The sequence below is a fragment of the Arthrobacter sp. efr-133-TYG-120 genome (assembly GCF_030209785.1).
GTDB lineage: Bacteria > Actinomycetota > Actinomycetes > Actinomycetales > Micrococcaceae > Arthrobacter.
In genome coordinates, this window is sequence record NZ_JARVRI010000002.1 from 147,189 (window position 1) to 165,185 (window position 17,997).

Consider the following 17,997-nt stretch of genomic DNA (forward strand, 5'->3'; position numbering starts at 1 on the left):
TCCTGGGTGCTCACTGGACGAGTCCCCAGCGAGGGGCCAGGAATTCCATGGCGGAAGGAAGCTCTTGCACGGCGACTGCCCACGAATGGCCGGCTCCGGAAACTGAAGCGTGCCGGATTTCGAAGCCGGAGGTGCGGGCGGCCGCCGCAAGCTCGGTGGCGTAGCCGACGAATTCGCCGTCCGAGGCCCCGACGGCGAAGAAGCCCGCAAGCCCGTCGTAGCTTCGCTGTTTCATCAGGTTCAACGGTGTCAGGGCGTCGAAGGCCGTAGAGTCGCCGCCAAATGCGGTCTGGATGGTCCGCCGGCGGTCCGGGCCAAGTGAAGGCTCCCGCTCTCCCGAGAACGCGATGAACGAAGGATAGATTTCGGGATGCAGCGTAGTCATCTGCACGGCACACGTTGCGCCGAAGGAGAACCCGCCGACCGCCCACTTCCTTGGGTCGGCCGAAACCTCGAGCGTCGAATTGATCCAACGCGGAACATCGATCGCTAGGTAGGTATCCGCACGTGCGATCCGGCTATCCATGCACATCGTGTTTGCGGTATCGGAACCGTTGGGATCGACCACCACGACGACGGGCGCCACGCCTCCGTGCCGGGCGGCGAAAGTATTCATGGCCGGTTCAAGGAGACCGCCGGTCAGCCAGTCGGCGGGACGTCCGGGTTGGCCGGCAAAGAGCACCAGAACCGGTAGTTGGCTGCGGTCAGCGGATTGGTAGGCCGGCGGCAGGTAGATGAAAGCATCCTGGGCCGTGAATCCGGATTCGATTCCGGGGATCGACGCCCTGCGGACAAGTCCCCCCTCAGGCAGCGACACCGGGAGGGTTCGGGAAGAACCCCTCTTGAACCCCTCCTCAAGCTGTGGGATCCGGCCAACATTGTGGCCGAAGAGATCAGCCGCCGTGTGGTTAAGCCCGAAGTAGCTGTTGGTCTGAAGTGCGGAGAGGAGCAGGACCGCGAAGAACGAGACCCCTGCGGCGCTCCTGCCGCGCCACGAGGAACCCGGAAGCCGAAAAAGGAAGAGGGCCAGCGCGGAAAAGGCAACCGTCGACCAAGCAAGGACATCGAAGGGGAGATCCTCCGGGAAGACGGTGAGGACGTTGACGAGCAGCCAATGAATGACCGCAACAACTCCGCTTGCGGCGACAAGCGACACAACAATGGAAAGCAGCCAGCGCCGGTCCCATCGCAGGAGAAGGAATGCGCTCCCGGCAATTCCAGCGCCAAAGATGGTCCAATAGAACGGACCATCAACAAGGCTCAGGTTGTACAGGAATTCCACTGTCCTCAGCGCCAGGTGCCGACGCCCACCACGGGGCCGGCCTCCAGCCAGGATGACAACCCGGCGTAGGCATCAAATCTCATTGCCAGCATGAACCGCTGGCCTTCGTGCTGGAGTTCGACGACCACGACGTCGGGCTGCAGCCTCGTCAGTTCTTCCTCCGTTGGCTTCCGGCGGCCCAAGAGTTCCAGGGAGCTGCGGCGGAAGCTGTGTCTTGGACGGAAGCTAAGGGAAAGCAGGCGGAACCACTCAAGCTCCGAGTCCTGATAACGACAAACCCCCATCCGCCAGCTGTTTCCAGCCGTGCAAATGGAGGCGTCGACCGTGCCCAGGGCGCGCCGCAGATTGAAGCGGCGCACCCCGACGAGGCACAGTGTAAAGATCAGCAACGCAAACGCCGTTGCCAAGGCGATGAACGGAATAGCAGAATCGTCCATCAAGGTCTTGCTATCGGATCCCCGCAGTAGCTGAATCGCCCAACTGGGCGTTGTCAGCGACGATCACCACGCGGTTGTTGTCGACGGAGAAGAACCCGCCGTCCACAACTACTGCAAGGCGGTCTCCGGTAACCGGCTCGATGGCCAGCTCGCCCGCGGCCAGAATGGCGAGGAGCGGCGAGTGGCCCGGCAGGATCCCGATTTCACCATCGCTGGTACGGGCCTTGACCATCTTGGCCGCACCGGACCACACGAAGTGGTCCGCTGCGACAATCTCAACCTCGAGCTCAGCCATACTACTTGGTCTGTTCCTGGATCTTGGCCCACTGGCGCTCGACGTCATCCAGGCCGCCGACGTTGAAGAACGCCTGCTCTGCGATGTGGTCCAGCTCGCCGTCGCAAATCGCCGTGAAGCCTTCGACAGTGTCCTTGATGGACACGGTGGAGCCTTCGACGCCGGTGAACTGCTTGGCGGTGTAGGTGTTCTGGGACAGGAACTGCTGGATGCGGCGTGCACGCGACACGACGATCTTGTCTTCTTCGGACAGTTCGTCAACGCCGAGGATGGCGATGATGTCCTGGAGTTCCTTGTTCTTCTGCAGGATCTGCTTCACACGGACAGCCGTGTTGTAGTGGTCCTTGCCGATGTACTGCGGGTCCAGGATGCGGGAAGTCGACGTCAGCGGGTCAACGGCCGGGTACAGACCACGGGAGGCGATTTCACGGGAAAGTTCCGTGGTCGCGTCGAGGTGTGCGAAGGTCGTTGCCGGAGCCGGGTCAGTGTAGTCATCAGCCGGCACGTAGATAGCCTGCATCGACGTGATCGAGTGGCCCTTCGTCGAGGTGATGCGCTCCTGCAGGAGTCCCATCTCGTCAGCGAGGTTCGGCTGGTAACCAACTGCGGACGGCATGCGGCCGAGCAGGGTGGAGACCTCGGAACCGGCCTGCGTGAAGCGGAAGATGTTGTCGATGAAGAGCAGCACGTCCTGGTTCTGCACATCGCGGAAGTACTCCGCCATAGTGAGCGCAGACAATGCCACACGCAAACGCGTTCCCGGCGGTTCGTCCATCTGGCCGAATACAAGGGCAGTGTCCTTGAGGACGCCTGCCTCTTCCATTTCAACCCAGAGGTCGTTTCCTTCACGGGTACGCTCGCCAACCCCGGCGAATACCGAAGTACCACCGAAGTTGCGGGCCACACGGGTGATCATTTCCTGGATCAGAACGGTCTTGCCGACACCGGCGCCACCGAACAGACCGATCTTTCCACCCTTGATGTACGGGGTGAGAAGGTCGATGACCTTGATGCCGGTCTCGAGCATCTCCGTGGAGCCCTCGAGGGACGCGAAGGCCGGGGCCTTGCGGTGGATCGGCCAGTAAGCGTCCGCGTTGATCTCGGACTCGTCAACGTCCAGCGGCTTGCCGAGAACGTTGAAGATGTGGCCCTTGACGCCGTCGCCGACAGGCACGGAGATCGGGGAGCCGGAGTCCTGCACGGAGGTGCCGCGGACGAGTCCGTCGGTGGCCTGCAGGGAGATGGCACGGACGAGGTTGTCACCCAGGTGCTGGGAGGTCTCGAACGTGATGGTCTTGGTCTCACCGTTGAGGGTTACCTCGGTGGTGAGTGCGTTGTAGATCGACGGGATTGCGTCAGCCGGAAATTCGACGTCGACAACCGGGCCGATGACGCGGGCAATGCGGCCGGTGGCGCCGGCCGTTGCGGCTGCGTGCTCGGTAGCGGTGGCAGTCATCTCTCTCACTTCACTCAGTAGATGGCGTGGGGTTAAGTTTATCTATTTGGTGCAGGTGCAGCTTGCGCCGAACCATGCACCGGCAACTACGCGCTCAGGGCGTCGGCACCGGCCACGATTTCGGAAAGCTCCTGCGTGATCTCAGCCTGGCGGGCCGTGTTGCGCAGACGCGTGTACTTCTTGATCAGTTCGGTCGCATTGTCGCCTGCCGACTTCATGGCGCGCTGGCGGGCGGCGAGCTCGGAAGCCGCTGCCTGCAACATTGCCGCGAAGATGCGGGACTCGATGTAACGCGGAAGAAGAGCGTCAAGCACCTGCTCCGACTCCGGTTCGAACTCGTACAGCGGCAGAAGCTCGGACTCGCTGACTGCCTGCTCTTCGACCTCGAGCGGCAGCAGACGGACAACCGTGGGCTCCTGTGTCACCATCGACTTGAAGCGGGTGTAAACGACGTGGATCTCATCCACGCCACCCTCAGCGAAGTCGTTGGCGAACTCTTCGAGAAGAGCGGCGCCGACTTCCTTGGCAGTCTCGAATTCCGGTGCGTCCGTTCCGCCGGTCCACACGCGGGAGTACGAACGGCTGCGGAAGTCGAAGTATGCCTGGGCCTTGCGGCCAACCAGGTAGGTCTTGACTTCCTTGCCCTCTGCCCGGAGAAGCTCGTTGAGACCTTCAGCCTTCTTGAGCACGCTTGCGGAGTAAGAACCAGCCAGGCCACGGTCCGAGGTGATGACCAGGACGGCGGCACGGCGGATCTGCTCCGGCTCGGTGACTAGCGGGTGATCGATTTCGCTCTGGCTTGCGACAGCAGAAACAGCACGGGTAATCGCGTTTGCGTAGGGCGTCGAAGCTGCAACGCGGGCGCGGGCCTTACCGATGCGCGAGGTAGCGATCAGTTCCATCGCCTTGAAGATCTTGCGCATCGACGTCGTCGAGCTGATCTTCTGGCGGTAGACCCGGATCTGGGCTCCCATACATTTCCTTTCCTAAGATCCCGATGGATCAGCGGCTAAGGCTTTGGCGAAGGTACCGGGCCTGCGGATTCCGCAGGCCCGGTAACCAATGCTCTAGCGCTTCTGCTTGACGATCTTTTCCTGGTCGACTTCGCCACCGGAAATCGCTTCGTGCTCTTCGTGGCCGGCGCCAACCAAGCGGTTGTCGCCCTCTCCGAAGAAGCCCTTCTTGAAGTCGATGATCGAGGACTTCAGCGCTTCAGCGGTGTCGTCGTCCAGGACGTTGGTCTGCGCCAGCGTGGTCAGGATGGAGGACTTGTGCTTGAGGTGCTCCAGGAACTCGGACTCGAAACGGCTGACATCCTCAACCGGAACGTCGTCCAAGTAGCCCTTCGTACCGGCCCAGATGGAGACAACCTGGTCCTCGACCGGGAACGGCGAGTACTGGCCCTGCTTGAGCAGTTCCATCAGGCGGGCACCACGGGTCAGCTGCTGGCGTGACGCCGCGTCGAGGTCGGACGCGAACATCGCGAAGGCCTGCATGTCGCGGTACTGCGCCAGGTCCAGCTTCAAGGTACCGGAGACCTTCTTCATGGACTTGACCTGTGCCGCACCACCAACACGGGACACGGACACGCCGACGTCAACAGCGGGGCGCTGGTTGGCGTTGAACAGGTCCGACTGCAGGAAGATCTGGCCGTCGGTGATGGAGATGACGTTGGTCGGGATGTAGGCCGAGACGTCGTTCGCCTTGGTTTCCACGATCGGAAGACCGGTCATCGAGCCTGCGCCGAGCTCATCGGAGAGCTTGGCACAACGCTCCAGCAGACGGGAGTGCAAGTAGAAAACGTCACCCGGGTACGCTTCGCGTCCCGGCGGGCGGCGGAGCAGCAGGGACACTGCACGGTAGGCTTCGGCCTGCTTCGACAGGTCGTCGAAGATCACCAGGACGTGCTTGCCGCCGTACATCCAGTGCTGGCCGATGGCCGAGCCGGCGTACGGAGCCAAGTACTTGAAGCCTGCGGGGTCGGATGCCGGGGAAGCCACGATGGTGGTGTATTCCAGCGCGCCGTGGTCTTCCAGGGTCTGGCGCACAGCGGCAATGGTGGAAGCCTTCTGGCCGACACCGACGTAAACGCAGCGCACCTGCTTGCTGACATCGCCCGAAGCCCAGTTGGCCTTCTGGTTGATGATGGTGTCGACGGCGATGGCGGTCTTGCCCGTCTGGCGGTCACCGATGATCAGCTGGCGCTGGCCACGGCCGATCGGAATCATGGCGTCAATTGCCTTGAGACCGGTCTGCATGGGCTCGTGAACCGACTTACGCTGGGTCACGCCCGGAGCCTGGAGTTCCAGGGCACGGGTGGTCTCGGCCTTGATCTCGCCGAGGTCGTCGATCGGCTGGCCCAAGGGGTCAACTACGCGGCCAAGGAAGGCGTCGCCTACCGGGACGGACAGGATTTCACCGGTGCGGTGGACTTCCTGGCCTTCTTCGATACCGGTGAAGTCACCGAGGATGATGACGCCGATTTCGCGGACGTCGAGGTTCTGGGCCAAGCCCAGGGTGCCGTCTTCGAAGCGAAGCAGCTCGTTCGCCATGACCGAGGGAAGGCCCTCAACACGGGCGATGCCGTCACTTGCGGCGGTCACGCGGCCGACCTCTACGCGCTCTGCGTTTCCGGGTTCGTAGGACGCCGCGAACTCGTTCAACGCATTACGGACGTCGTCGGCGTTGATGGTCAATTCGGCCATCTGCAGTCCCTGCTCTCCTGTTTTCGTGATCATCGTTGCTCACGATGACCGGTGTTTGTATCAGTTAAGTTGTGCTTGTCTGGCTAGCCAGCGAGTTGCCGGCGGAGTTCGGACAGGCGGGCTACGACGGAAGCGTCAACCACTTCGTCTGCCACCTGGACCCGGATTCCACCGATCAGAGTTGGATCAACGCTGACGTTGACCTTCAGCTCGCGGCCGTAGAGGGCATCAAGCCCGGCCTGCAGACGGCTGGCCTGCGCATCCGTCAACGGACGGGTAACGCGGACAGTTGCGATCCAGCGCTGCTGGCGCTTGGCTGCAAGCTTGGCGAAATTGTCGATGAGCTTGCTCGGCTTGACGCCGCGTGGCTGCGATACGGCCTGGGCGATGAGGAGCTGGGCTTCCGGGCTTGCGCCAGGAACCAACTTCTCAGCCAGGCTGATCTTGGCCGCGGCACTTGCCTGCGACTCTCCCAGGGCACGTTGTACCTCGTGGCTGGAAGCAACGGTCTGGTTGAAAGCAAACAGATCGTTTTCCAGCTCTTCCAGCCCCGTGATTCCGGAGGCAGAAACGGCCGACTTGTTCTCAGCCACGGCGATGACCACCGTGGCGGCAAGAGTCTCGAGTGCATCGCCGATATCGCGTGCCGATGCCCAGCGTGAGCTGGCCAATCCACTCGCGATTTCCGCAGCATCAGCGGAGACTTTCCCGCCAACCAGCTGCTTGACCAGCGCCGACTTTTCTTCTCCGCTGCGGGAGGGGTCAGTCAGGGCGCGGCGCAAGCCAGCCGAGCTGTCCACCGTTCCCAGGATTCCGAAGAGGTCCTTAGCCAACTGCAGCGAGGCCGTCGGAAGCGTGGCTTCCAACTGCTCCAGCGCCTTGGTCAGCGATTCGCTCGATACACCTGCCATTACTTAGCTGCACCTGCGCTCTGGGTCTCCAGATCTGCAAGGAAGCGGTCCACCACGCGGGCGGCACGCTCGTCATCGCTGAGCGATTCGCCAACGATGCGCTCTGCCAAAGTCGTGGCAAGGGTGCCCACCTCGGAACGCAGGGAGACAACAGCTGCCTGGCGCTCCGATTCGATCTGGGCGTACGCCTGCTCAGTGATGCGAGCCGACTCGGCTGCTGCCTTGGTCTTCAGCTCCGCGAGGATCTGGGCACCTTCGGCTCGAGCTTCTTCGCGGATGCGGTTGGCTTCGGCGCGGGCATCGTGGAGCTGCTGCTTGTACTCTTCGAGAGCTGCAGAAGCTTCGGCCTGGGCCTTTTCAGCCTTGGCAATGCCGCCCTCAATCGCCTCTGCGCGCTCGGCAAAGGTCTTCTCGAACATCGGGACAACAAACTTGACCACGATGTACAAGAGGACCACGAAGCCGGCGAAGACGACGCCCATTTCCCAGAGATTGGGAACGAGCGGATTAGCCGACTCGGCGGCACCTTGAGCGGCGGCTGAGATGATCTGCTGATTCATGTTTCACCCGTCCTTATCTACTCGGTTCTGAATGTTCGCTTGGTTCTTAGCGGTTTACTTGAGAACGAAAGCGAAGACCAGGCCGAGGATGGCGAGGGCTTCCGTCAGAGCCAGACCAAGGAACGCGATCGGCTGGAGCACGCGCTGGGCTTCCGGCTGACGTGCAACACCGTTGATGTAAGCAGCAAATACGAGACCCACACCGATACCACCGCCGATTGCGGAGAGACCGTAGCCAATGAGGTTAAGGGAGCCGTTGATGTCGCCGTTCATTGTATTCCTTTCAAGATGCCGCAGTCGCGGCAGGTTGTTTGGTTTGCTTCAACCCCCGAAGGGGAAGATTGAGGGGTTGTGCCTAGTGGCTGTCGGCGTGGAGCGCGCCTTCGATGTAGATCGCAGTCAGAAGGGTGAAGACGTATGCCTGAAGCACCATGATCAAGGCTTCGAGCATGTACATGGCGACGGCGCCAACAAGTACCAGCACGGATGCGCCTTTGAGAAGGACGTTCTCCTGCATGACAAGGAACTCAATACCGGAGCCGGCGATCATCACGATGAGGTGTCCGGCCATCATGGTGGCGAAGAGACGGAGGCTGTGCGTCACGGGCCGGACCAGGAAGTTGGAGATAATTTCGATCGGTACGACGATCGGCAGGATGTACCAAGGAACTCCGGAAGGAACCGTGGCCAGCTTGAAGTACTTCAGGCCGTTCTTCCTGATGCCGATGCCGATCCAGGTGACGTACACGACTGCGGCCAGCACATAGGCCCCGCCGACGTGAGAGAAGCTCGGAAGCTGGATCACGGGAATGGCGCCGTAGATGTTGTTCACCAGGATGAAGAAGAACAAGGAGAACAGAAGCGGCACGAACTTCATGAAGTCGCGGCCGCCGATAATGTCCTTGGCGATGCTGTTGCGGACGAAGCCGTAGGCCATCTCGCCTGCGAACTGCAGTTTGCCGGGAACCAACTGCTGCTTGCGTGCAGCAGCAATGAAGAATGTGGCGATAAGAACCACCGACAGGATCACCAGCAACATCTGCTTGGAGAAGCCATCGCTCGCACCCCACGGCAGGATAGCCGGCAGGTGCATTTGGTCGATTCCGGGAGGAGTGAAGGTCCCTGAATCCTGGGCCGGGAGCGCAAGCGCGATCAACGCGTTTCCTCTCTGCAGTGTCCATCATTGGGCGTTGTTGAGGATCCGGCCGCGTTTCTTGCAGCCATTTCCCGTGTGAAATTATTTGGCATTACTGTTCCCGTCCTGGGACGGACCACTGTCTGCTTTGCTTCCACCGGAAGACGAGCGATGACTTGTGAGGCCGTGCATATGGGAAAGATAGAACCCTCCTGCGGCTCCAAGCAGAGCGCCAAGGAGCACAATCCAGCGAGTCCCCCACAGATTATCCAGACCCCAGCCTATCAAACTCCAGACTATGATTCCGCCAACAATGTAGCTGAAGACGGCTATGCCGGCGTTGTATCCGCCGTCGCTTCCGTCGCTCACTTGCTCAGCGGAATCGCCGGTTTTTGGGGCATTGGATGTCTCGGAGCGTCGCTTGTTCCTAGGAGTGAACATCGCCGCCCCCTTTGCCCGCTGCGGGGTCGTTGTAGATCTGGAGCCGGGCCTTGCTGAAGCCGTAGATTTCGGCGGCTTGCCACGAGACAACCGTGACGACGGCGCCGATCACGAACCAGCGTCCGTGCAGCCAGGCGGGCGCTCCCACGACGAAGAGCACCACCGCGAAGCCGACCACCTTGACAAAGTAGCTGGCAACGAAAAGGCCCACCGCGCCGGAGGGGTTATCCCGGCCGACGAAATGGCCGATCAGGAGGCTGATAGCAAAAAATGCCATCACGATCGCCCCGCCGAATGCGGCAGAGAGCACCCCTACGCCACCGTTCATGACCGCCGCAACAGCCGACGTTGCCGCGAGGGCCGCCACCGCCGTCGTCGAGCTGAGGAAAAGAAGCCGGAGCCACAGCGAAGACATGGAGCGGGGGGCAGCAACGCCGCTTGAGTCGGACTGCTGTCCGCCGGCGTTGGAGGTCATGGGGATGCCAATCGTCGTGGCAAGAATGCCAAAGTCTCAAAAAGGGTGGGTGCGCGGGCGAGTGACTGTCCGCCCTAGAATTCTACATGAGATAGAACTGTGATGTTAACGCCCTCGTCACACATCGTCTACTGGGCAGCGCGCCCTTTTCGGACAAAGTAGGGCCAGGCCGTCACCCCGGCCATGATCAATGCGGCCACGATGTCGACCGTGAGGACCATCTGCCAGGGGAAGATGGCGAACGCGAGGCCTCCGAACGCCAGAATGCAGGTCCACACGTACATCATGAGCACCGCCGTGCGGTGGGTGTGGCCGAGCTCGATGAGCTTGTGGTGCAAGTGACCGCGGTCCGCAGACCATGGCGATTGGCCGCGAGCTGTCCGCCGCAACACCGCCAAGCCAAGGTCCAGCAACGGCAGCGACAAAATCGCGAACGGCAGCAGGATGGGCACGATGGTCGGAATACCGTTGGCGCGGTCGTAGAGTCCGGAACTGATCTGGCCCGTGGACACCACACCGGCCGAGGCCATCACGAGGCCCAGAAGCATGGCGCCGGAGTCGCCCATGAAGATTTTGGCCGGGAACCAGTTATGCGGCAGGAATCCGATGCAACAACCGACGATGATGGCCATCAGCAGCGCCGCCAGATCCGAGCGGTCCGTCAGCGTTGCATTGCGGTGGACCCAATACGCCGTCAGGAAGAACGCAACCCCGCCGATCGCGGCGACGCCGGCCGCGAGGCCATCGAGGCCATCGATGAAATTGACGGCGTTCATGGTGGTCACGATGAGGAGCGCAGTCAGGACAATCCGCAGCGGTTCCGCCTCGATCCGGATGGGTTCCGGAACAAAAGGAATCACGGACATCTGCACGCCCCAGACCGCAACGATCGTACCCGCCGTGCATTGACCGATCAGCTTGACCCACCAGCGGATGTCCATCACGTCGTCGGCAACACCGACCGCGACGATCACCAAGGCACCCGCCAGGATTCCCCACGGCGCACCGTTTCCGTGGAAGATGTCCTTCACGAAGAACGAATTGCTGGCTACCACGAGGGCCACGGCGAAGCCTGCGAAGAGTCCCAGGCCTCCGAGCCTGGAAATCGGGACTGAGTGCATATCCCGGCTGCGGATGGGGGCGAAAAGCCGGAGTTTGTTACCCATCTGGCGGGCTACCCACGTAGCGAGATACGACACGACGGCAGCCGTGAGCATCATGAGCGAATACATGATCACGTGGCGGCTCCTGTTGGCGGTGGTGGTGGATTATGTCCCTGGCGACTAGCTGCCGGCACAACACCTGCAACACCTCTGCGCACCGCCGAATATTGCTGTACTACAGTTGGACTCTGTCAAGATACTAGCGTCAACGGCGGCTTTGCTCCGTTTCACGCGCCCCTAGGGCGAGCCGGGAGGACCCTCCCCGCGAGTGCCCGGAAGGAACCCTACATGACTGTCTCCGTTGCCGTAGCGGCTGTGACCTTTGACCGCCCCGGAGAGCTAGCAGTCTTGCTCGACGCCATCAACAAGCAGTCCATGCCCGTGGACACCATTTGCCTCGTGGACAGCGGAACCATTCCTTCGCGGGAGCTTGCGTCAAGCCATCCAAAAGTGGACTACGTCCGCTCGGAGGCGAACCTGGGCGGCGCGGGCGGCTTCGCCCTCGCAATCCTCAAGGCGGTCGCCAGCGGCGCCGAATGGGTCTGGATCATGGACGACGACGCCGAACCCGGCGATCCTGCCTGTCTTGAAACCCTGGTTCGCGAAGCAGACGCCCGCGGACTCGACGCCGTCGTGCCGCTCGTCGTTGCGCCCGGCCACCCGGACAAGCTCTCCTTCTTCTTCCGCATCGACGGCAAGGTGACCCACGAACGCGCCGAAGTCGAGAAGGCGGGGTTCCTGCCCGACGTCGGGCACTTCTTCAACGGCGCGCTCATCCGTTCCAATGTGTTCTTCAAGGTGGGAGTGCCGGATATCCGGCTGTTCATCCGGGGCGACGAGGTGGACTTCATGATCCGCCTCAGGAAAGCGGGAATCCGCTTCGGTACCGTCGCGACGGCCTGGATCAGCCACCCGCACGCGTTTTCCGAGACAAAGCACGTCTTCGGCGCGCGCTGGCACGTGATCGTGCCGGATTCGGCGTTCAAGCGATACTTCTACTACCGCAACCGCGGCTACTTGATCCGCCGCTACCGCCGCGGAAAATCCATGGTGGCCGACGTCGGAGGCTACTTGGGCTACTTCCTCCCCCGGGGTGACTTCCGCGGGCTCGCCGAATGGTTCCGGGCGTTCTCCGCCGGCTTGCGGGACAAGGGCTTTGGCCCCCTGGAGGACCAGAAGTTCTAGCGGTCCTGCCGGGCGCTTCGGTTCAGGCGCAGTTCCTGCCGGAGAGCCGACGGCGGACCAGCAGGCCGAGGAGCACCCACGGCTCGCCGAAGACCCTGTAGGCGACGCGTCCCGGGTGCAGGACGAGCCGCCATGCCCATTCGAGCCCGAGGCGGCCCAGCCAGCGTGGAGCGAGCTTCTGGAGGCCCGCCAACTGTTCGATGGCGCCACCCACGGTGCAGTAGACGGCAGGCGGAAGCTCGTCGAGACGGCGGTGCAGGACCGATTCCTGCAGCGGCATTCCAAGGCCAAGAAGCACGAGTTGCGGGCGGAATTCCGCGAGCCAGGCGACGGCGGCCTCTTCGCTGTCATCGTCCCAATTCTCACCGGGCCGCCCGGAGACCTCGGCGCCCGGCACGATTTTGCGGAGACGCTCCACCGTCTTGCTGTTGGCCTCGGGGCCGGCGCCGACAACGGCGATCCTGCGCAGGCCTTCGACGCCGCCTAGCGCCGGCACCCAGTCAGTGGATCCCAGACGGTATTCCATCAACCCCGCGGCATCGCCCCGTGAAGCTCCGCGCCGTCCAAGTCCCCAGAGCATGGCGACAGGCGCACCATCCATGAGCACCACATCGCTGCGTTCATAGAGGCGGCGGAAATCCGGGCTCGAATGGAACAGCGTGACGCTGTGCAGATTGTGCCCGAGGACAACCTTGGTGGTGCCGTCCGAAACGTACCCGCTGATGGCCTCGATGAGTTCGTCGGCGCACAGTGCGGTGACGTCTACGTCCAGAAGGGGAACGCGATCCCGGACCAGGCTCATTCGGCCCTGGTCTCCGTGTGGACAGGGGTCTCGGCCTGTTCCTCCGGGGCTGTTTCCGTCTCGGACGCCGGTTCCGCCGCTGTTTCAGCCGCGGCCGTTTCAGGCGCCGGTTCAGTATCAGGTGCGGCTTCAGCCGCGGGTTCGGGCGCCGCTTCCCCGAGGGCCAGCACCCCGGGAACAATCTCGCGGAGGCGTTCCAGGGAAATCGCACCATCGCGGACCACCCGAAGCGGCAGCGCGGTGGCGTCGACAATCGTGGACGCTACGGACTCGGTTCCCTCGACAGGCCGGAAGCCGCCCTCAAGGTACACCTCGACCGATTCAGCAAGCTGGGTCCTCGCCTCGGAGGCTGTCTGCGCGGCGGCCTGGCCGGTGCGGTTTGCCGAGGACACCGCTAGCGGTCCGGTGCGGTTGAGCAGTTCAAGCGCAATTTCATCGTCGGGCATGCGCAGGGCCACGGTTCCGCGGGTCTCCCCCAGGTCCCAATCCAAGGACGGCTGGGCGTGGAAGATCAGCGTCAGGCCGCCGGGCCAGAAGGCTTCCGCGAGCTTGCGGGCTTCTTCCGATACATCGGTTGCCAGCCCGTCCAGCGCATTGAGCCGCGGAATCAGCACCGGGGGCGGCATATGGCGGCCGCGGCCTTTCGAGACAAGCAGCATGGTCACGGCTTGCGGCGAGAAAGCGTCGGCGGCAATGCCGTAGACAGTGTCCGTCGGCATGACGACACACTTTTTCTCGCTGATGGCGCGCTGCGCATGCTCCAGGCCTTCGGCGCGTTGTTCCTCTGACGTGCAGTTGTAGCTTGTGGTCACAGCGCTATTCTTTCATTTCCCGGAGGCAGCGATTGCCAACACTGCGCTCGTGGCACGTTCCTTGCCATTGAGATCGAGGTGGGTGGCGACGTGCGTCCAGCAACCGGCAGCCTTCAGGTGTTCGGCAATCCAGCCCGCCTGCACTTCCGCGTGCTCCATCACGAAGTAGCCGCCGCCCTTGAGGAGCCGGGCAGCGGAGGCTGCAGCCGCCGTCGGAAGCTCCATTCCGTCCGCTCCCCCGCCGTACAGTGCCTCCGGCGGATCGTGCAGCGCCACTTCAGGTTCGTTCGGAATTGCTTCAGCCGGGATATAGGGCGGATTGGAAACGACGACGTCGAACGTTCCATCGTGTTCGGGCAGTGCATTGCGAAGGTCGCCTTGCACGAGCTTCACTCCGAGGGGCTTCAGGTTCTTCGCGGCCCAGGCGTGGGCGAACGTGCTGAATTCGACGGCGTGGACCTCGGCCCCGGGCACTTCGTGGGCGATCGACGCCGCGATGGCGCCGGAGCCTGTGCCAAGGTCAACCACCTTGGGGTGCTCGAGTCCCTGGAGGTGGTCGATGACGAGCTGGACCACGGATTCCGTTTCCGGTCGCGGAATGAACACGCCAGGGCCCACGGCGAGTGTGAGGTAGCGGAAGTGCGCGACGCCGGTGATGTGCTGGAGCGGGACGCGCTGGGCCCGCTCGGCCACCAAGTCCGCGTAGCCTTCCGGGGCCTCGGAATCGCCCAGCAGCATGGCGCGCAGGCGGCCGAGGCCGACGCCCAGGAGGTGTTCCGCGAGGAGTTCAGCGTCCACGCGCGGAGTGGGGACTCCGGCGTCGGACAGGATGGCTGTTGCCTCGCGGACAGCGTCGGCGAGGCTTTGGCCCGGAAAGAACGTCATGAAGATCCTTGCAGGCTGTTACTCGCCCAGGGCATCCAGGCGCGACTGTTCATCCATTTCGATGGCCGATTGGATGACCGGCTCCAGGTCGCCGTTCATGACGGCGTCGAGGTTGTAGGCCTTGTAGCCCGTCCGGTGGTCGGCAATCCGGTTTTCCGGGAAGTTGTACGTGCGAATGCGCTCGGAACGGTCCATGGTGCGGATCTGCGACTTGCGCTGGGCCGAGTTCTCGGCGTCGATCTGCTCCTGCTGGTGTGCCAGGATACGGGCACGAAGGACGCGCATGCCGGCTTCACGGTTCTGGAGCTGGGACTTTTCGTTCTGCATGGCCACCACGATGCCCGTGGGGAGGTGCGTAATGCGGACGGCAGAGTCCGTGGTGTTGACGGATTGGCCGCCGGGACCTGAAGACCGGTAGACGTCGATCTTGAGGTCGTTCTGGTTGATTTCGAGCTCTTCAGGCTCATCCACTTCGGGAAGCACGAGTACGCCGGCCGCGGACGTGTGGATGCGGCCCTGCGACTCCGTGACGGGAACACGCTGGACGCGGTGCACGCCGCCTTCGAACTTCAAGCGGGCATAGACGCCTTCTGCGGGATCGTTCGAGTTGCCCTTGACGGCCATCTGGACGTCCTTGTAGCCGCCCAGGTCCGATTCCGTGGCCGAAATGAGTTCGGTCTTCCACCCGCGGGACTCGGCGTAACGCATGTACATGCGCAGCAGGTCCCCGGCGAAGAGCGCAGCTTCGTCGCCGCCTTCGCCGCCCTTGACCTCGAGAATGACGTTGCGGGCGTCGTCGGGATCGCGAGGGATCAGCAGCCTGCGCAACTTCTCCTGCGCTGCCGGAAGCTTCGCCTCGATTTCGTCTACCTCGGCAGCAAATTCGGCGTCCTCGGAAGCCATTTCCTTGGCCGCTTCGAGATCGTCCATGAGCCCGCGCCAACGGTTGTACGCCTCAACGATGCCCTGCAACTGGGCAGAGCGCCGCCCCAACTTGCGGGCCAAAGCCTGGTCGGCATAAACGGCAGGATCACTCAACTGCGCCTGGATAGCAGCATGCTCGTCAAGCAATCCCTGTACGGACTCAAACATTTTCAAACCTCTTTCGACTTCTACAAGTCTAATAACGCAACGCGGGGTCACTTACGGCCCATCCAGGCCCTCGGCATGGGCCGTAAGTGACCCCGCGTTGCAAAGGGAAGGGGCGGGAGCGGAACATCCGCGCGGCACCAACCGCACGAACGAACCAGCGCCCGCCCCTAAAACAGCTATTTGTCGTTATCCGACTTGGCTCCAAGAGTCGTCTTCTGTACCTGCATGAGGAACTCGACGTTGCTCCCGGTCTCCCGGATCTTGTTGGTCAAGAGTTCAAGGCTCTGCTGGGTCTCGAGTCCGGAGAGGACGCGGCGCAGCTTCCACATGATCTTGACTTCTTCGGCCGAAAGCAGGTTCTCTTCGCGACGGGTACCCGAAGCGTTGACGTCCACGGCCGGGAAGATGCGCTTGTCCGCCAGCTGGCGGGACAGGCGGAGCTCCATGTTGCCCGTGCCCTTGAACTCTTCGAAGATGACCTCGTCCATCTTGGAACCGGTCTCCACGAGCGCGGTTGCCAGGATAGTGAGCGAGCCACCGTTTTCGATGTTGCGCGCAGCACCGAAGAAGCGCTTCGGCGGGTAGAGCGCAGCGGAGTCGACACCACCGGACAGGATACGGCCGGAGGCCGGTGCTGCCAGGTTGTAGGCGCGGCCCAGGCGGGTCATGGAGTCCAGGAGGACCACCACGTCCATCCCCATTTCCACGAGGCGCTTGGCGCGTTCGATGGAAAGCTCGGCAACCGTGGTGTGGTCATCGGCAGGACGGTCGAAGGTGGAGGCAATGACCTCGCCCTTGACGGTGCGCTGCATGTCCGTGACTTCTTCGGGACGTTCGTCAACCAGCACCATCATGAGGTGGACCTCAGGGTTGTTGGTGGTGATCGCGTTGGCGATGGACTGCAGGATGAGCGTCTTGCCGGCCTTGGGCGGGGAGACGATCAGGCCGCGCTGGCCCTTGCCGATCGGGGCCACGAGGTCGATGACGCGCGGGCCGATCTTCTTGGGGTCCGTTTCGAGGCGCAGTCGCTCGGACGGGTACAGCGGAACCAGCTTGGCGAATTCGACGCGGTCCTTGAGCTCTTCGGGCGTCTTGCCATTGACCGACGTGACGCGGACGAGCGCGTTGAACTTCTGGCGTGCGGTCTGCTGGCTGCGGTCCTCGCCGTCGCGCGGGGCGCGGATTGCGCCGACGACGGCGTCACCCTTGCGCAGGTTGTACTTCTTGACCTGGGCGAGGGACACGTACACGTCGTTGGCGCCGGGCAGGTACCCCGAGGTGCGGATGAACGCGTAGTTCTCCAGTACGTCCAGGATGCCGGCAACAGGCAGCAGGACGTCGTCCTCGGTGACCTCGACGTCGTCGACGTCGGGACCCTGGCCACGGCCACGGCGGCGTTCGTTGCGGTCGCGGAAGCGGTCGCTACGGGTGTTTCCATCGCGGTTGTCACGATTGTCCTGCGGACCCGGACGATCGTTGCGGTCGCGACGGTTGCGACGATTGCGGCGGTTGCCGGTGTCATCGCCGTCGTTCGTGTCTTCGCGACGCGTACGGGTGTTGTCGCGGCGTTCGCGCTGGCCGGGTTCGCCGGCTTCGACAGAGGCCTGCTCGCCCTGGCGCTGCTGTGCCTGACGCTGATCGGGCTGGCGCTGCTCTGTCTGGCGCTGTTCAGGCTGGCGCTGTTCTACGCGGGGCTGTTCGGCCTGGGGCTGCTCTGCGGCGCGGGTTTCGGCGGCTTCACCGGCCTCTACCGGAGCGGCCTCGCCACGACGACGGTTCCGCGTGCGCGGCTGGCGGCGTTCACCGGCGGCCTCGCTTGCTTCTGCGACGGGAGCGGCGGGAGCCTCGACGACGGCGGCGGGAGCCTCCGCGGTTTCCGTGGCGGCAGGAGCGGCAACAACGCCATCGCTGGTGGCGCGACGGCTTCGGCCACGGCCACGTGCACGGGTGCCGTCCTGCGCAGGAGCTTCAACAGGTGCTGCGGCAGGTGCGGCAGCGGTCTCAGCTTCCGGGGCTGCAGGCGCGGCCTTTGCTGCCACGGCCTTGGCCGCGGTGGGAGCCTTGCTGGTGGTTGCACCGGCACGGTGGGCCGAGATAGCCGAGACCAAGTCCCCCTTGCGCATCCGGGATCCGCCCGAAATGCCCAGCTGACTGGCGAGAGCCTGGAGCTGCGCGAGCTTGAGGCCTGCAAGGCCGCTGCTCTTAGCGGTTGCGGCCGTTGATTCAGCTGCAGAAGATGTTGTGTCCACAGCTGAAGCCAGCTCAGTGGTTTCTGTCACGAAGGATCCTTCCCCCTCGACGGCGTCCAGACCTAGAGCTGGACGCGATGATTTGTTCTGGACTGCAGTTCAGATCTGCAGC

The 17,997-nt window shown here is 63.0% G+C and carries 19 protein-coding genes; 1 reads left to right on the forward strand and 18 read right to left on the reverse strand.

Annotated elements, in window-relative coordinates:
- Window positions 1-10: 10 nt before the first annotated feature.
- The 13 genes from QRN51_RS01940 to QRN51_RS02000 form a co-directional block, all read right to left on the reverse strand.
- Window positions 11-1,282: an alpha/beta hydrolase gene (locus QRN51_RS01940; protein WP_284988406.1), complete on the reverse strand. Its 1,272-nt coding sequence runs from the start codon at window positions 1,280-1,282 to the stop codon at window positions 11-13.
- A 5-nt stretch (window positions 1,283-1,287) separates the two neighbouring features.
- Window positions 1,288-1,719, reverse strand: coding sequence for a DUF2550 domain-containing protein (locus QRN51_RS01945; protein ID WP_059387617.1), 432 nt, complete (start codon window positions 1,717-1,719; stop codon window positions 1,288-1,290).
- Between the two features lie 10 nt (window positions 1,720-1,729).
- Window positions 1,730-2,014, reverse strand: coding sequence for a F0F1 ATP synthase subunit epsilon (locus tag QRN51_RS01950; RefSeq protein ID WP_059387616.1), 285 nt, complete (start codon window positions 2,012-2,014; stop codon window positions 1,730-1,732).
- Window position 2,015: 1 nt separating this feature from the next.
- Window positions 2,016-3,470 carry a F0F1 ATP synthase subunit beta gene (gene atpD, locus QRN51_RS01955; RefSeq protein WP_059387615.1) on the reverse strand — a complete coding sequence of 485 codons (1,455 nt, stop codon included), beginning with the start codon at window positions 3,468-3,470 and terminating at the stop codon, window positions 2,016-2,018.
- 86 nt (window positions 3,471-3,556) lie between these two features.
- A complete protein-coding gene (locus tag QRN51_RS01960) occupies window positions 3,557-4,444 on the reverse strand; it encodes a F0F1 ATP synthase subunit gamma (protein WP_059387614.1) in 888 nt (295 codons plus the stop codon).
- A gap of 93 nt (window positions 4,445-4,537) precedes the next feature.
- Window positions 4,538-6,175, reverse strand: coding sequence for a F0F1 ATP synthase subunit alpha (atpA, locus tag QRN51_RS01965; protein ID WP_059387613.1), 1,638 nt, complete (start codon window positions 6,173-6,175; stop codon window positions 4,538-4,540).
- A gap of 83 nt (window positions 6,176-6,258) precedes the next feature.
- Window positions 6,259-7,086, reverse strand: coding sequence for a F0F1 ATP synthase subunit delta (locus tag QRN51_RS01970; protein WP_284988407.1), 828 nt, complete (start codon window positions 7,084-7,086; stop codon window positions 6,259-6,261).
- Window positions 7,086-7,646, reverse strand: coding sequence for a F0F1 ATP synthase subunit B (locus tag QRN51_RS01975; protein WP_078108476.1), 561 nt, complete (start codon window positions 7,644-7,646; stop codon window positions 7,086-7,088). Before QRN51_RS01975 ends, QRN51_RS01970 begins: the two co-directional genes overlap by 1 nt.
- 54 nt (window positions 7,647-7,700) lie before the next feature.
- Window positions 7,701-7,919, reverse strand: coding sequence for an ATP synthase F0 subunit C (gene atpE, locus QRN51_RS01980; protein WP_028264751.1), 219 nt, complete (start codon window positions 7,917-7,919; stop codon window positions 7,701-7,703).
- 82 nt (window positions 7,920-8,001) lie between these two features.
- A complete protein-coding gene (gene atpB / locus QRN51_RS01985; protein ID WP_059387612.1) occupies window positions 8,002-8,802 on the reverse strand; it encodes a F0F1 ATP synthase subunit A in 801 nt (266 codons plus the stop codon).
- Between the two features lie 81 nt (window positions 8,803-8,883).
- On the reverse strand, window positions 8,884-9,222 hold the full coding sequence (locus QRN51_RS01990) for a hypothetical protein (protein WP_284988408.1): 339 nt from the start codon (window positions 9,220-9,222) through the stop codon (window positions 8,884-8,886).
- A complete protein-coding gene (locus QRN51_RS01995; RefSeq protein WP_284988409.1) occupies window positions 9,209-9,697 on the reverse strand; it encodes a Cg1360 family ATP-synthase-associated protein in 489 nt (162 codons plus the stop codon). The genes QRN51_RS01990 and QRN51_RS01995 overlap by 14 nt, the downstream gene beginning before the upstream one ends.
- 128 nt (window positions 9,698-9,825) lie before the next feature.
- Window positions 9,826-10,935: an MraY family glycosyltransferase gene (locus QRN51_RS02000; protein WP_284988410.1), complete on the reverse strand. Its 1,110-nt coding sequence runs from the start codon at window positions 10,933-10,935 to the stop codon at window positions 9,826-9,828.
- Between the two features lie 213 nt (window positions 10,936-11,148).
- On the opposite strand from QRN51_RS02000, the gene QRN51_RS02005 reads away from it, so the two are divergent.
- Window positions 11,149-12,045, forward strand: a complete 897-nt coding sequence (locus tag QRN51_RS02005) for a glycosyltransferase (RefSeq protein WP_284988411.1) — start codon at window positions 11,149-11,151, stop codon at window positions 12,043-12,045.
- Window positions 12,046-12,067: 22 nt separating this feature from the next.
- On the opposite strand, the gene QRN51_RS02010 is transcribed toward QRN51_RS02005, so the two are convergent.
- The 5 genes from QRN51_RS02010 to rho form a co-directional block, all read right to left on the reverse strand.
- Window positions 12,068-12,847 (reverse strand): WecB/TagA/CpsF family glycosyltransferase, encoded by a 780-nt coding sequence (locus QRN51_RS02010; RefSeq protein ID WP_284988412.1) that lies wholly within the window; start codon window positions 12,845-12,847, stop codon window positions 12,068-12,070.
- The gene (locus QRN51_RS02015) at window positions 12,844-13,659 is read right to left on the reverse strand and encodes an L-threonylcarbamoyladenylate synthase (RefSeq protein WP_284988413.1); all 816 of its coding nucleotides are present in this window, start codon (window positions 13,657-13,659) and stop codon (window positions 12,844-12,846) included. Before QRN51_RS02015 ends, QRN51_RS02010 begins: the two co-directional genes overlap by 4 nt.
- Window positions 13,660-13,671: 12 nt before the next feature.
- On the reverse strand, window positions 13,672-14,544 hold the full coding sequence (gene prmC / locus QRN51_RS02020) for a peptide chain release factor N(5)-glutamine methyltransferase (RefSeq protein WP_284988414.1): 873 nt from the start codon (window positions 14,542-14,544) through the stop codon (window positions 13,672-13,674).
- An 18-nt stretch (window positions 14,545-14,562) separates the two neighbouring features.
- Complete coding sequence (gene prfA / locus QRN51_RS02025; RefSeq protein WP_028264759.1) at window positions 14,563-15,636, reverse strand: peptide chain release factor 1; 1,074 nt, start codon at window positions 15,634-15,636, stop codon at window positions 14,563-14,565.
- A 176-nt stretch (window positions 15,637-15,812) separates the two neighbouring features.
- Window positions 15,813-17,915 (reverse strand): transcription termination factor Rho, encoded by a 2,103-nt coding sequence (rho, locus tag QRN51_RS02030; protein WP_284988415.1) that lies wholly within the window; start codon window positions 17,913-17,915, stop codon window positions 15,813-15,815.
- Between the last annotated feature and the right edge of the window lie 82 nt (window positions 17,916-17,997).